Below are 13,512 nucleotides of genomic sequence, written 5' to 3'. Positions count from 1 at the left end.
CAGTCGCCGGCCGCCGGTCGTCAGTCACCGGCTATCGGCTGCCGGTAGCCGCTCACCGACCGCCGGTTCCGTACGCCCGCCCCACGCGCGCGTACGGGACCGGCGGTTTCGCGTTCTGTCCTGTCCGGGTGTCCGGGTGTCCGGGCGTACGGCAGGCGCTCAGGCCCGGCCCATCGCGCGCGTGAGCGCGATCTCGATGACGACCCGGTCCGGGTTCGGGGCCGGCGTCCGGTCGTAACGGGCCGCGTACCGCTCGACCGCGTCCGCGACGACATCCTCCTCGGTACGGATCCGCGCCACGCCCTCCAGCGTCGCCCAGCGGCCCCCCTCCACCTGGCAGACCGCGACCCGCGCGCCCTCGGGGCCCGCGGCCAGCACGTTGGCGACCTTGCGGCTGTTCTTGTTGGTGATGATCCGGGCGATGCCCTTCTCGCCGCCCTCAGGGTCGTACGTGGCGCCGACGGCCACCACGTGCGGGGTGCCGTCCGGGCGCAGGGTCGTCAGGGTGCAGATGCGGTACTCGCGCCAGAAGTCGAGGTACGAGTCGCCGGGCTTGCTCGGGTCGATGGCCATGCCCGGAAACTACTCCGCGTACGGCCCGCGACACGACCCCGGGGAGGGCGGCTTCGCCGGGCGGCAGGTCGTTCCGACGGCCGGAAAATACCTTGAGCGGAATGGACTCAACTTTGTGTATGTTGGAGGGGTCATAGGAGTCGTAGAGCAGACGGATACCGGAGGAGACCCCGCACGTGGACGCCGAACTGACCAACAGGAGCCGGGACGCGCTGAACGCGGCGAGCAGCCGTGCCGTGTCCCAGGGGCACGCCGATCTGACCCCGGCGCATCTTCTCTTCGCGCTGCTGGCGGGTCAGGACAACGAGAACATCACCGACCTGCTCGCCGCCGTCGAGGCCGACCAGGCCCTCGTGCGCTCCGGCGCGGAGCGGCTGCTCGCCGCCCTCCCGAGCGTCACCGGCTCCACGGTCGCGCCCCCGCAGCCGAACCGCGAACTGCTCGCCGTCGTCGCCGACGCCGCCGAGCGCGCCAGGAAGCTCGGCGACGACTTCGTGTCGACCGAGCACCTGCTCGTCGGCATCGCCGCCAAGGGCGGCCAGGCCGGCCAGGTGCTCGACCAGCAGGGCGCCACGGCGCACCGGCTCCAGGACGCCTTCGAGGCGGCGCGCGGCAGCCGCAGGGTCACCACGCCCGACCCGGAGGGCTCGTACAAGGCCCTGGAGAAGTTCGGCACCGACTTCACCGCCGCCGCTCGCGAGGGCAAGCTCGACCCGGTGATCGGCCGCGACCACGAGATCCGCCGTGTCGTCCAGGTCCTGTCCCGCCGTACGAAGAACAACCCGGTCCTCATCGGCGAGCCCGGCGTCGGCAAGACCGCCGTCGTCGAGGGTCTGGCCCAGCGGATCGTCAAGGGCGACGTGCCCGAGTCGCTGCGCGACAAGCGGCTGGTCTCGCTCGACCTCGGCGCGATGGTCGCCGGCGCGAAGTACCGGGGCGAGTTCGAGGAGCGCCTGAAGACCGTCCTCTCCGAGATCAAGGAGAGCGACGGCCAGATCATCACCTTCATCGACGAACTCCACACGGTCGTCGGCGCGGGCGCGGGCGGCGACTCCGCCATGGACGCGGGCAACATGCTCAAGCCGATGCTGGCCCGCGGCGAGCTGCGCATGGTCGGCGCCACCACCCTCGACGAGTACCGCGAGCGGATCGAGAAGGACCCCGCGCTGGAGCGCCGCTTCCAGCAGGTCCTGGTCGCCGAGCCGACCGTCGAGGACACCATCGCCATCCTGCGCGGTCTCAAGGGCCGTTACGAGGCACACCACAAGGTCCGGATCAACGACTCCGCGCTGGTGGCCGCCGCGACCCTGTCCGACCGCTACATCACCTCCCGCTTCCTGCCCGACAAGGCCATCGACCTCGTCGACGAGGCCGCGTCCCGGCTGCGGATGGAGATCGACTCCTCCCCGGTGGAGATCGACGAACTCCAGCGCGCCGTCGACCGGTTCAGGATGGAGGAACTGGCCCTGTCCAAGGAGACGGACGAGGCCAGCCGCCAGCGCCTGGAGAAGCTGCGCCGCGACCTCGCCGACCGCGAGGAGGAGTTGCGCGGTCTGACCGCCCGCTGGGAGAAGGAGAAGCAGTCCCTCAACCGCGTCGGCGAGCTGAAGGAACAGGTCGACGAGCTGCGCGGCCGCGCCGAACGCGCCCAGCGCGACGGCGACTTCGACACCGCTTCCAAGCTGCTGTACGGGGAGATCCCGGCCCTGGAGCGGGAGTTGGAGGAGGCCACCGAGGCCGAGGCGCGCCAGGAGGCCGCCAAGGGTGCCGAGGGCGCCAAGGACAGCATGGTCAAGGACCAGGTCGGCCCGGACGACATCGCCGATGTCGTCGGCGCCTGGACCGGCATCCCCGCCGGCCGGCTCCTTGAGGGCGAGACGCAGAAGCTGCTGCGCATGGAGGACGAGCTGGGCAAGCGGCTCATCGGCCAGAGCGAGGCCGTCCGGGCCGTCTCGGACGCGGTGCGCCGCACCCGCGCCGGGATCGCCGACCCCGACCGCCCCACCGGCTCCTTCCTCTTCCTCGGCCCGACCGGCGTCGGCAAGACCGAACTCGCCAAGGCGCTCGCCGACTTCCTCTTCGACGACGAGCGGGCCATGGTCCGCATCGACATGTCGGAGTACGGCGAGAAGCACTCCGTCGCCCGTCTCGTCGGCGCGCCTCCCGGCTACGTCGGCTACGAGGAGGGCGGCCAGCTGACCGAGGCGGTGCGCCGGCGCCCGTACAGCGTCGTCCTCCTGGACGAGGTGGAGAAGGCCCACCCCGAGGTCTTCGACATCCTGCTCCAGGTCCTCGACGACGGCCGGCTGACCGACGGCCAGGGCCGTACGGTCGACTTCCGCAACACGATCCTGATCCTCACCTCCAACCTGGGCAGCCAGTTCCTCGTGGACCCGCTGACCAAGCCGGAGGAGAAGCACCGGCAGGTCATGGAGATCGTCCGGGCCAGCTTCAAGCCCGAGTTCCTGAACCGGCTCGACGAGACCGTGGTCTTCTCCGCCCTGGAGAAGGACGAGCTGGGCCGGATCGCCCGCCTCCAGATCGACCGGCTGGCCCGCCGTCTCGCGGACCGCAGGCTCACCCTGGACGTCACGCCCGAGGCGCTGGCCTGGCTGGCCGAGGAGGGCAACGACCCGGCGTACGGCGCCCGTCCGCTGCGCCGTCTGATCCAGACCGCGATCGGCGACCGCCTGGCCAAGGAGATCCTGGCGGGCGAGGTCCGCGACGGCGACACGGTGCGGGTCGACCGCTTCGAGGACGGGCTGATCGTGGGGCGGGCGGAGTAGCGGGAGCCGGGGCGGGCTTACGTGGTGCGGGCCCGGGGCGAGCGCGGGTCCGGGCCAGGTCCGGGGCGGCCCGGGCCGGGCTCAGATGGTGTAGGCCGTGACGGTGACGAGAGCGGTGCCCCCGCCCTCGTACCGCACGGAGACGTTCACGCCGGCCGCGTTCTGCCCCGGGCCGTCGTACCAGGCGATCTCGTGCTCGTCCGACAGCAAGTGGAGGCAGAAGTCCTCGCCCTTCGAGCAGTGCAGGGCGGTCTCGCTCCGGATGCCCGGCCAGGTGCCGGCCACCCAGCCCGCGACCTCGGCCGCGGGCATCCGGAAGTCGGCCTGGTCGTGGACGTCCAGCCAGCTTGACTCGGTGCAGCGGGCGCCCTCGGCGCTCTTCGGCAGCGTCGCCCCCGCCCAGTCCATCACCAGGGCGCAGTCGAGCGGACGGGCTTCGCCGGCCTCGTCCAGGGCCGGCATGGCCCACACCATGAGGGCCACCGGCCCGCCGATCACGACCGCCCCCACGACCGAGACGACGGTCCAGATCCGCGTCCGCCGGCTCCACTGGCTCCACCGGGGCCACCAGCGCCGCCGGGTGGGACGGGGCGGACGCGCCGGATGGGTCGGATGGCCGTGCTGCTTCTCCCCCATGGACCGGATCATGTCAGCCGGGGGTGGTCGTACGGGGCGGGTCGGCCGATCCGGGCGTGGGCCGGGCCCCTGTCCCTGTCCGCCCGCAGCGGATATCGCCGACCCGGCGTGGTGGGGACTTGCCAGCGACCGCCTGCCATGGGAGAGGATGGCGGCTATCCGTACGAAGGGAAGAACCCGGTGAGCATCGACCCGTCCTCGATTCCTAATTTCGGGGCCCAGCCCCAGCCGCAGGCCGGAGGACCGGCGGGCCCCGTCGTTCCCGACCAGGACCTGGTCAAGCAGCTCCTCGAGCAGATGGAGCTGAAGTACGTCGTCGACGACGAGGGTGACCTCGCGGCGCCGTGGGAGGACTTCCGCACGTACTTCATGTTCCGCGGCGAGGCCGAGCAGCAGGTCTTCTCGGTCCGGACGTTCTACGACCGGCCGCACGCCGCGGACGACCGCGCCAAGATCCTCGACGCGATCGACGACTGGAACCGCCGCACCCTGTGGCCCAAGGTCTACACCCACCTCCACGAGGAAGAGGACGGCTCCGCCACCCTCCGCCTCATCGGCGAGGCGCAGATGCTGATCGGCACCGGCGTGGCGCTGGAGCACTTCGTCTCCTCGACCGTCAGCTGGGTCCGCGCGTCGATCGAGTTCGACAAGTGGATCGTCGAGCAGTTCGGTCTGGCCGCGCCGGAGGACAAGGAAGACGGCGCCGAGGGCGAGACCGACTCCGAGTAGTCGCCCCGCAGCCACGCGCGCGTAGCGAGAGCCCGGCCGGGCCCGCGGTCACAGCAGTGATCGCGGCGCTCCGGCCGGGCTCTCGTGTGTTCGGGGGTGGGGCTTGTCAGCCCTTGTCAGTCGTCCGCGGCCGGTTCGCGTACGGTGCCGCCGCCGTTTTCCAGCTCGTCGATGGAGGCGAGCAGGCGACGGGCGTTCGCCGGGCTTCGCAGCAGGTACGCCGTTTCCTTCTCGGATTCGTGGTCCGTGGGGGAGACGATGGCGACCGGCTCGTGCCCGGCCCGGCCTCGGGGGTGGCCGATGAGGCCGGTCTCTTCACGGTCGTCGGTGGCGGGGTTCGGCACCTCGGCGGACCGCGCGCGTGACTCTGGATGGGTCATGGTCTTCATCATCGCCCTCCTCACGTACAAGGAAGTCGTATGCGAGGAGGGTGGGGGGAGGCAAGGACCTCGCCGCCCGTGCCCCCGCCGGTCCCGTGCGCGCGCCGAAAGCCCAAGCCCCCCCTCGGGGACGGCGGCTCAGAAGCGCCGGATCACCCGCAGCGTGTTGGTGTACAGGTCGCCGTTGACCGTCGGGGACTTCGGGGTGCCGTTGAGGATCGACTTGCCGCCGATGTCGCCGATGGTCGGCCCGTTCGGGGACTTGCGGCTGGAGACGAAACGCATCTGGCCGTGCTGGTCCGGGCCCAGGTAGATGCCGATGTGGCCGCCCTGGTCGGAGTCCTCGTCGGTGTCGAAGAAGACCGTGTCGCCGATCCGCAGCCCGTCCAGCGGCGGCACCTGCCCGGTCCCGCTCTCGGCGATCTTCACACCGGGTCCGGAGGCGGCGATGTGCCTGGACTCGCGCGGCAGGTTGCGGCCGTCGAACTGCTGGTAGCGGACCATCGGCAGCCCCATGTGGTGGCCGTAGACCATCCGGACGAAACCCGAGCAGTCCAGCCGGCCGGCGAACTCCGGCCTCGCGGAACGGGTCTCGCCGCTCGCCTCGAAGGTCCAGTCGAGCCCCATGTACTCGTGGAAGTCGGCCCCGACGGTACGCAGCCCGGTCACCGGATCGGCCGGGCTGTAGCCGGCCTCGCCGAGGACCTGGGTGCCCGGGCGGGCGGGGTCGGTGACGGCGGGGAAGAAGGGGCGGTACATGCAGGAGTACGCGAGCGCGTCCGGCGAGGTGTCGCCCGCCCACGCGCGGATCCGCTGCTCGATCGCGGGGGTCCACTCGCCGTCGAAGGGCTCGGGCAGGACCCGTACCCAGGTGTCGTGGGTGATCAGCGGCGCGTCGGTCCAGACGGCCGAGTCGATCCTGAAGTCGTAGACGCGGGCCTGCGGGGCCACGGTGGCGCCGACGGAAGCGAGGCCGCGGACACCGACGCGGCCGGTCGGGAAGACCCGGTAGGAGGGGGCCTCCCCCTGGTCGTACACACTGTGGTGCCAGGTGGTGGGTTCCTCGACCCCGGCGCCGTGCTTCCAGGCACGGGCCCGCAGCAGATCGCCGGCCTTCTCGACCCGGACCCACCAGTGGTCGAACGCCGCGAAGCCGGTGCCGACGGTGACCGCCGCGTTCAGCTCCTTCACGGCGTTCTCCAGCTCCTTCTCCAGGACGAGCCGCACCTCGCCCGCGGGCGTCACGATCAGACGGGCCCGATAGTGGTTGTTCACGTCCTCGGCGGCGAAGACCAGGGCGAGCGAGGCGGTCGCGCCGACCGGCAGCCGGTCGAAGGAGAACCGCGCGGCGGCGTACACGTCGCCGATGGCGCGGTCGGCCAGCAGGGAGAACCGGCTCTGGTTCGGGGAGAGGGTGATGGCCGCCCGGCCCTGTTCCACGAAGAAGTCGGTGGCGGTGCCGTTGTGGTGCGTCCAGGTGCCGCCGCCGGGCGACTGGCCCCAGCCGCCGGTGAGGGTCCGGGAGAACGGGGCGTCGACGGTCTTGGGCTGCTCCGTGAACCAGCGTCTCGGCCCACGCAGCGTCACCGTCCGCGCCTTGGTGGTGAGGGTGGCGAGCACGCCCCGGTCGTCCGAGACCTCGACCCCGCCGGGGACCGTACGGGGGGTCAGGGCGCCCGCCGGGTGCGGGGCGATGTGCCAGGGGTCGGTCGGGTCCGGCAGCATCGGCAGCCGCGTCCAGGGGCCCTGCGGTCCGGCCGTCCCGGCGGCGGAGCCGGCGGCCGTCCCGGCTGCGGTTCCGGCTGCGGTTCCGTTGGCCGGGGCGGCCGGGGCGGCCGGGGCGGCCGGGCTCGCGGGGCTTGCCGGGGAGCTTTCCGCCGCCTGTGCGGCCGGTACGGCGGTCAGCGGCAGCGCTCCGCCCGCCGCCGTCCCGGCGAGGGCGAACAGGGCCGCTCTGCGGCTCGGCTGGAACTTCGGTGTCGACATGCGCGGATACCCCCCAGGTTCCGGAAACGTGATGATCGTTTCGCACGGCGTGGGGGGACCCTACTCAGGCGGAGGGGGCGCGGCCAGGGCCGGGAGCCCGGCCCGACCGGCCGGCGGCAGGGCCAGGGCCAGAGTGAGGGTGAGGGCGAGGCGTAGTCCGGCGGCCCTGCCGCCCCCTTGCCCCGTCGCCCCGCATCGCGGACGGCGGGGCTTCGCGCGTACTGGCCGAAAGGCTCGTACGCGCGCGCCGGACGGCCATCGCGGAGGTGGGGATTCCGGGGGTGCCTTGGTAGGACCTTGGTGGGGCCTTGGCAGGAACGGTTCCGGAGGCGTACAGGGACCCGCTGAGGAGAATCGTTGAGCGCGCGCGTTCTCGTCGCCGAAGACGACGAAAAGCAGTCCCGTCTGATCCGCATCTATCTGGAGCGGGAAGGTCATGCGGTCCAGGTCGCGGCCGACGGCCGGGCGGCGCTGGAGCGGGCCCGCTCGACGGAGCCCGATCTCATCGTGCTCGACGTGATGTTGCCGCTCGTCGACGGGCTGGACGTCTGCCGCATTCTGCGGGCCGAGGGCGTCGAGGTGCCGATCCTGCTGCTGACCGCCCGCAGTACCGAGGAGGACCTGCTGCTCGGCCTCGACCTGGGCGCCGACGACTATCTCAGCAAGCCCTATAGTCCCCGTGAACTCACCGCACGTGTACGGGCGTTGCTGCGCCGGTCGGGGAAGGGGCGGCCGGCCGGGAGCGAGCTGCTGCGTGTCGGCGTGGTGGAACTGGACACCGCCCGCTTCGAGGTACGGGTGGCCGGCCGGCCGGTGGTGCTGACCGCCAAGGAGTTCTCGATCCTGGAGGCCCTGGCCCGGGAACCCGGGCGGGTGTTCACCCGGGCCCGGATCATCGAGCGCGCCTTCGGCTTCGACAGCGACGTACTCGAACGCACCGTGGACGCCCATGTACGCAATCTGCGGCGGAAGTTGGGAGACGACCCGGCCCGGCCGCGCTTCCTGGAGACGGTGTACGGCCGGGGCTACCGGCTGGTGGACGACGCGGCGCCCAACCCGGCGCGTACGGGGTCCGGCCGGGACTGATCAGCCGGTGAAGTCGGTGGCTCCGGTGCCGCGGGAGAGGCCATCAAGGCCGTCGGAATCACCGAACCCCTCGGCTTCGGTCGGCGCGGACCGGGCCGCCGGGAGGACGACGGTGAAGGACGTCCCGACGCCGACGGCGCTCTCCACCTCGATGGTCCCCCGGTGGTCCGCCACGATCTGCCGGGCGATGGACAGCCCCAGGCCGCTCCCCCCGGTGGCGCGGCCCCGGTCCGCGTCCGCCCGCCAGAAGCGGTCGAAGACGTGCGGCAGACTCTCGGCGGGTATCCCCTTCCCGGTGTCCCGCACCTGGACGAGCATGAGATCGCCGTGCCCGATCAGGGCCAGCGTCACCGCGCCGCCCGGTGCCGTGGCCCGCAGCGCGTTGCCGACCAGGTTGCCGAAGACCTGACGCAGCCGGTCCGCGTCGGCGACGACGTACCCGGGCCGAGGGGTCTCCAGCCGGAGGGCGACCCCCGCCGTGTCGGCCCGCGCGCGGTGGGCGGTCGCGGCGGCCTGGAGGAGATCGCGCAGGTCGACGTGGGTGCGGTGGTAGGTGAGCGCGCCGGCCTCGGCCAGGGCGAGATCCTGGAGGTCGTCCACGATCCGCTGCTGGAGCAGCGCTTCCTCGTGGAGGGAGTCGAGCAGTTCGGGCGTCGGCTCGACGATCCCGTCCCGCAGGGCCTCCAGATAGCCGCGCAGGTTGGCCAGGGGGGTCCGCAGTTCGTGGGCGATGTCCCCGGTGAGGCGGCGCTGGCGCTCCTCGGCGGCCTGGATGGAGGCCGCCATCCGGTTGAAGGCGCGGCCCAGTCGGGCGATCTCGTCGCGGCCGGATACGGGGACCCGCCGTCCCAGGTCTCCCTCGCCCAGTTCGCCGGCGGCCAGGGTCATGGCGCGGACCGGACGCAGCACGGCCCGGCTCAGGAGCAGGGCGCCCAGCACGGCGGCGAGGGCGACCCCCGCGGCGACGGCCACCGTGGGCGCGGCGGCCAGGGTGGGCGGGGACTCGTCCAGGACGCCGAGACGGACCTCCAGACGGGGCGGGGCGGCGGAAGCCACGCGCTCGTTGAACACCCGTTGCAGGCAGGCGGTGATGCGTGGGTCGGCCTCGCACGTCGAGAGGGCCTTGAGGTCGTCCGGTGTCCGGGGATCCCTCTCCCAGTCCGGTTCCGCGCAGTGCGTGGCCCGGCCGTCCGTGGCGATGTCCGGAATGCCCATGTCGTTCGGCCGGGCGGTCGGCTCGGTCCCCGCCCGGGTCAGGCAGGCCGCGTAGGACACCGCGGCGCGGTACCGGCTGACGGCGATCGCCGTCTGTTTGATCCCGAGCCGAGGCGGCCCTCCTTCGGGAAGCCGCAGGACGGGACGCGGGTCTACGAGGAGCGAGGGCTGATTGCTCACAGGGCGGGGGGTGCGGCCGTCGAGCGTGTCGGAGTCGGCGAGCAGGACGCCGGTGCCGGTGGCGACCTGGATGCGCTGGCCAGTGTCCTTGGCGAGGCGCCGCACGGTCGGTGCGAGGCCGTCCCACGTGCCGTGTGTGAAGCCGTACGTACGGAGGTCGCCGGTGATCCGGGAGACCTCCTGCCGCCCCGCGGTGACGGTCTCCTGAACCTGGAGGTTGGCCTGGCGCAGCGTCAGCCAGGCGGTGGCGGCGGTGGCCGTGAGCGCGATGAGCATCAGCAGGGCGAGCACCCGCAGACGCAGGCTCATCGCGGGTCGCCCGGCTCGTTGGCCTGGATGGACGCGGTGTTCAACACGGCTCCTTCAGCTGTCGGTTCGTCGGGCGATGAAGGGGCGGGGGTCGGGAGCGTCGCGTACGCGTCGAGGGGGCGGCTTCGGTTGATGCGGGCGCCGGGACGGTCCGTATCCCATGAAGTCGCGTGCTGGGGACACCCGTCCGGAGAGTAGTGGGAGCAGGAGGCAACAGGGGGAAAGAATCCGGCTAGTTGGCGCGGGTAGCGGTGAGGGGAGGACCCGGGGGCCGGGGCCGCCCCTCACGTATGCCGTACGACAGGGCCGGTCGCTCAGGTGCCGGACAGGGCCTCGGTCGGCGACAGCCGGCTCGCCCGGACCGCCGGATACAGTCCGGCGATCATGCCGATGCCCAGGGTGCAGCCGATCCCCGCCGCACTCGCCCACACCGGGACGACCGTCGGCCAGTCGCGGCTGAGGGCGTAGCCGGCCGTGATCGCCGTCCCCAGCACCGTCCCGCCGAGACCGCCGATGAACGACAGCAGCAGCGACTCCGCCACGAACTGGGTCCGGATCTGGCCACGGGTCGCTCCCAGCGCCCGGCGCAGACCGATCTCCGGGCGCCGTTCCAGCACCGAGATGACCATCGTGTTGCCCACGCCCACGCCGCCGACGAGAAGGGAGACACCGCCCAGGCCGAGCAGCAGCCCGGTCAGCGCCGACTCGGTCGCCTCGCGGGCGGCGAGCGCGTCGGAGGGCCGCGAGACGCGGACCTCGCCCGGCTTCGCGGGGGACGCCGTGGCCGGCAGCACCGCCCGTACCCGCGTCACCTGGCTGTCCTCGGCACGGACGTAGACCGTCGACGGATGACCGTCGAAGTGCAGGTACGTGCGGGCGGCGGGCCGGCCGACCAGCGCAGCGCCGTCGATCTCCGGCGCGAGCGGCGCGGGGTCGAGGACGCCGACGAGGGAGAACCAGCGGCCGCCGAGCCAGACCCGGGTCCCCGGGGTGTACACGTCGAGCCGGTTCGCGGCCGTGGCGCCGAGCACGACCGCCGGGTAGTCCTCGGTCGCGGAGTCGAGCCAGCGGCCCCGGCCGATGTGGCCGCCGACGGCGGGGAGCAAGTCGGCGTCGGCTGCCAGGACTTGGATGGATCCGGTGCGGCCGATCGCGATGCGCTCGTTGCGGTAGATGTGCGCGTCGGTCGCGCCGGTGGCGGCGACCTGCCGTACGGGCGGAATCCGACGGATCATCGCGACGGCTTCCTCGGGCAGCTTGGCCTTGGTGCCGTTGAGGGAGTCACCGGGGGCGACCCGCAACAGGTTCGTGCCGAGCGCGTCGAGCCGGCGGTCCACCTCCGCGCGCCCGGATCCGGAGATGCCGACCACCGCGATCATGGCGGCGACGCCGATCGCGATGCCGAGCGCCGAGAGGAAGACGCGCAGGGGGCGGGTCCGCAGCCCGGTCCCGCCGAGCCGGATGACGTCCCCGGGGCTGAGGCGGGCGGCCCGCAGCCGGCCGGGCCGGCGGCCGCTCGCCGCACCGTCGCCGGTCATCGGTCCGCTCCCGTGGCGTCGGCCGTGAGGGACGCCATGGTGTCCCTCACCACGCGGCCGTCGCGCATCTCGATCCGGCGGGGCAACTGGGCCGCGATCTCCCGGTCGTGGGTGATGATCACGACGGTGGTCCCGGCGGCGTGCAGCTCGCGCAGCAGCCCGAGTACGGCCGCGCCGGAGGCGGAGTCCAGGTTGCCGGTCGGTTCGTCCGCGAGCAGCACCGCCGGTTCGCCGATGACCGCGCGGGCCACGGCCACCCGCTGGCGTTCGCCGCCGGACAACTGGTGCGGCAGGTGGTCGACGCGGTGGCTGAGGCCGACCCGGTCCAGAGCCGCCGCCGCCCTGGCCCGGCGGCGGCGCGGCGGCACGCCCGCGTACAGCAGCCCGTCGGCCACGGAGTCCAGGACGGGGACCCCGACCGCCAGATGGAACTGCTGGAAGACGAACCCAATTCGGGTGGCGCGCAGCGCCGACACCTCGCGGTCCGTCAGCCGTGCCACGTCGTGGCCGTCGACCAGGACCCGTCCGGTGGAAGGCCGGTCGAGGCTGCCCATGAGGTTCAGCATGCTGGATTTGCCGGAGCCCGACGGGCCGACGACGGCGACGAGTTCGCCGCGTCCGATGCGCAGGTTCACGTCCCGTACCGCCGCCACACCGCCGGGGTACGTCTTGGACACCGCGTCGAACTCCACGACCGTCTCCGCGACCGGATTCACGGCCGTCTCCGCCCAGCCCGTCTCCGCTCCGGTCGGCGTGCCGTCCGTCCACCCGGCCGCAGCCGTTCCGCTCACTCGGGGATCCTCACCTTCATGCCCTCGCGGACCGCGCTTCCGCTCACTTCCACCCGGCCGTCCGCGAACAGCCCCGTCTTCACGCTGACGAACCGGCCGTCCGAGGTCTCCAGGCCGTGCCCGCCCTCGGCCAGGGCGACCAGCGCGGCGACGGGGACGGTGAGGACGTCGCGCCGTTCCCGGCCCACGTACTCGACGCTGACGGGCGCGCTCTCCAGTCGTCCCACGGCCTTCTGGTCCTTGATGGTGATGGTCACCGGAACCGTCGCCGGGGCCCCGGAGCCACCTTCCCCGCCGCCGCCCTCCGGCGTGGTCGCGTTCTTCCCGACCGAGGCGATCTCGCCCTTCACGGAGGTGCCATCGGGCAACGCGATCGTGACGGTGTTGCCTCGGACGGCCCAGGAGTCCTCCGCGGCCGAGGCGTTGACCACGACCTTTCGCGAAGAACCGGTGTAGGTAAGGGTGTTCTCGCCGGCCGCGGCGCCGAGCCGGACCCCCGCGTGGCCGATCCGCACGGGGCCGGCGGAGTAGACGACATCGGCGACACCCACCGTGCCGGTCTGGGGGAGTCCGAGCGACTTCTGCCAGCGCTTGACGGCACGGGCGGTGAAATCGTTGAACTTCTCGTCGACGGTGAAACCGGAGTAGCCCAGCGCGGCGAGATTGCTCTCGAACTGGAGGACGTCCATCCCGCGCAGGGTGGTGGCGATGGTGCCTGTGGTTCCGGCACCCCCGGGCGCCGGTGGCGGCGTTGTGGAGGTCGCGGGGTTCCCCTTGCCGCCTCCTTGTCCGGCACTGTCCTGGGCGCCCTGCCCCGTGTTCCGCCCGATGTTCCCGGCGTTCTGCTCCGTCCCCTGCGGGGTGCCCGTGGGCAGGCCCAGGTCCCGGTACATCGGCAGCGTCCCGTACAGCAGCACCACCGGCCGGTCGTCGACGCGCAGCAGCGTGCCGCCGCGTTTAACCGTCGCGCCCTCCTCGGGCAGCCAGGTCACGGTGCCGGTCGCCTTGACGGCCAGTGGAATCTCGTTGCCGTATCCCAACTGTCCGTCCACCGTGGTGCGTTCGGTCAGCGTGGTCCGGGTGACGGGGACGGTGGAGCCCGCTCGGGGCGGTGCGGCGGAGCCGTCCTTCGTCCCGTCTCCGCCGAGCCCCAGCGCCCCGGCCACGGCGACCGCCGCCACGACGACCAAGGCCGCCGCGATCAGGGCCGTACGCCGTCCACGGCGCCCGGGCACGCCACGCCGTCCGCTCGGTGGCGGTGTGGCGTCCGTTCCGCCCCCGCCGGTCGCCTCGCCCTCGAAGG

11 protein-coding genes are annotated in these 13,512 nt (G+C 72.7%); 3 read left to right on the top strand and 8 right to left on the bottom strand.

The annotated features are described in order from the left end of the window. Positions 1–159: 159 nt before the first annotated feature. Entirely contained in the window at positions 160–573 is a 414-nt protein-coding gene (locus ACGFRB_RS17850) for a pyridoxamine 5'-phosphate oxidase family protein (RefSeq protein WP_361228811.1), read from the bottom strand. A gap of 176 nt (positions 574–749) precedes the next feature. On the opposite strand from ACGFRB_RS17850, the gene clpB reads away from it, so the two are divergent. Beyond that, positions 750–3,359 (top strand): ATP-dependent chaperone ClpB, encoded by a 2,610-nt coding sequence (gene clpB, locus ACGFRB_RS17845; RefSeq protein ID WP_393243985.1) that lies wholly within the window; start codon positions 750–752, stop codon positions 3,357–3,359. An 81-nt stretch (positions 3,360–3,440) separates the two neighbouring features. Here clpB and ACGFRB_RS17840 read toward each other — a convergent pair whose 3' ends face one another. After that, the gene (locus tag ACGFRB_RS17840) at positions 3,441–3,995 is read right to left on the bottom strand and encodes a hypothetical protein (protein ID WP_393243983.1); all 555 of its coding nucleotides are present in this window, start codon (positions 3,993–3,995) and stop codon (positions 3,441–3,443) included. A 180-nt stretch (positions 3,996–4,175) separates the two neighbouring features. Between ACGFRB_RS17840 and ACGFRB_RS17835 the strand changes: the two genes are divergently transcribed. Next, entirely contained in the window at positions 4,176–4,724 is a 549-nt protein-coding gene (locus ACGFRB_RS17835) for a YbjN domain-containing protein (protein WP_361228799.1), read from the top strand. A gap of 116 nt (positions 4,725–4,840) precedes the next feature. Here the strand turns inward: ACGFRB_RS17835 and ACGFRB_RS17830 are convergent, their stop codons facing one another. Together ACGFRB_RS17830 and ACGFRB_RS17825 are read right to left on the bottom strand one after the other, a co-directional pair. After that, positions 4,841–5,104: a type II toxin-antitoxin system Phd/YefM family antitoxin gene (locus tag ACGFRB_RS17830; RefSeq protein WP_393243980.1), complete on the bottom strand. Its 264-nt coding sequence runs from the start codon at positions 5,102–5,104 to the stop codon at positions 4,841–4,843. A gap of 138 nt (positions 5,105–5,242) precedes the next feature. Beyond that, positions 5,243–7,090, bottom strand: a complete 1,848-nt coding sequence (locus tag ACGFRB_RS17825) for an NlpC/P60 family protein (RefSeq protein ID WP_393243978.1) — start codon at positions 7,088–7,090, stop codon at positions 5,243–5,245. A 357-nt stretch (positions 7,091–7,447) separates the two neighbouring features. On the opposite strand from ACGFRB_RS17825, the gene ACGFRB_RS17820 reads away from it, so the two are divergent. After that, positions 7,448–8,176 (top strand): response regulator transcription factor, encoded by a 729-nt coding sequence (locus ACGFRB_RS17820; protein WP_363005634.1) that lies wholly within the window; start codon positions 7,448–7,450, stop codon positions 8,174–8,176. Here ACGFRB_RS17820 and ACGFRB_RS17815 read toward each other — a convergent pair whose 3' ends face one another. The 4 genes from ACGFRB_RS17815 to ACGFRB_RS17800 all read right to left on the bottom strand — a co-directional run bounded on the left by ACGFRB_RS17815 (position 8,177) and on the right by ACGFRB_RS17800 (position 13,444). Then, a complete protein-coding gene (locus ACGFRB_RS17815) occupies positions 8,177–9,880 on the bottom strand; it encodes a sensor histidine kinase (protein WP_393243976.1) in 1,704 nt (567 codons plus the stop codon). A gap of 314 nt (positions 9,881–10,194) precedes the next feature. Then, the gene (locus ACGFRB_RS17810) at positions 10,195–11,418 is read right to left on the bottom strand and encodes an ABC transporter permease (RefSeq protein WP_393243974.1); all 1,224 of its coding nucleotides are present in this window, start codon (positions 11,416–11,418) and stop codon (positions 10,195–10,197) included. Next, on the bottom strand, positions 11,415–12,134 hold the full coding sequence (locus tag ACGFRB_RS17805) for an ABC transporter ATP-binding protein (RefSeq protein ID WP_393244160.1): 720 nt from the start codon (positions 12,132–12,134) through the stop codon (positions 11,415–11,417). Before ACGFRB_RS17805 ends, ACGFRB_RS17810 begins: the two co-directional genes overlap by 4 nt. 71 nt (positions 12,135–12,205) lie before the next feature. Continuing rightward, positions 12,206–13,444, bottom strand: a complete 1,239-nt coding sequence (locus ACGFRB_RS17800; protein WP_393243972.1) for a peptidoglycan-binding protein — start codon at positions 13,442–13,444, stop codon at positions 12,206–12,208. Positions 13,445–13,512: the final 68 nt, after the last annotated feature.

It is taken from the genome of Streptomyces sp. NPDC048718 (genome assembly GCF_043198875.1).
Classification (GTDB): domain Bacteria; phylum Actinomycetota; class Actinomycetes; order Streptomycetales; family Streptomycetaceae; genus Streptomyces.
The sequence above is the reverse complement of the archived record's forward strand: the minus strand, read 5'-3'. Positions and strand labels throughout refer to the sequence as shown.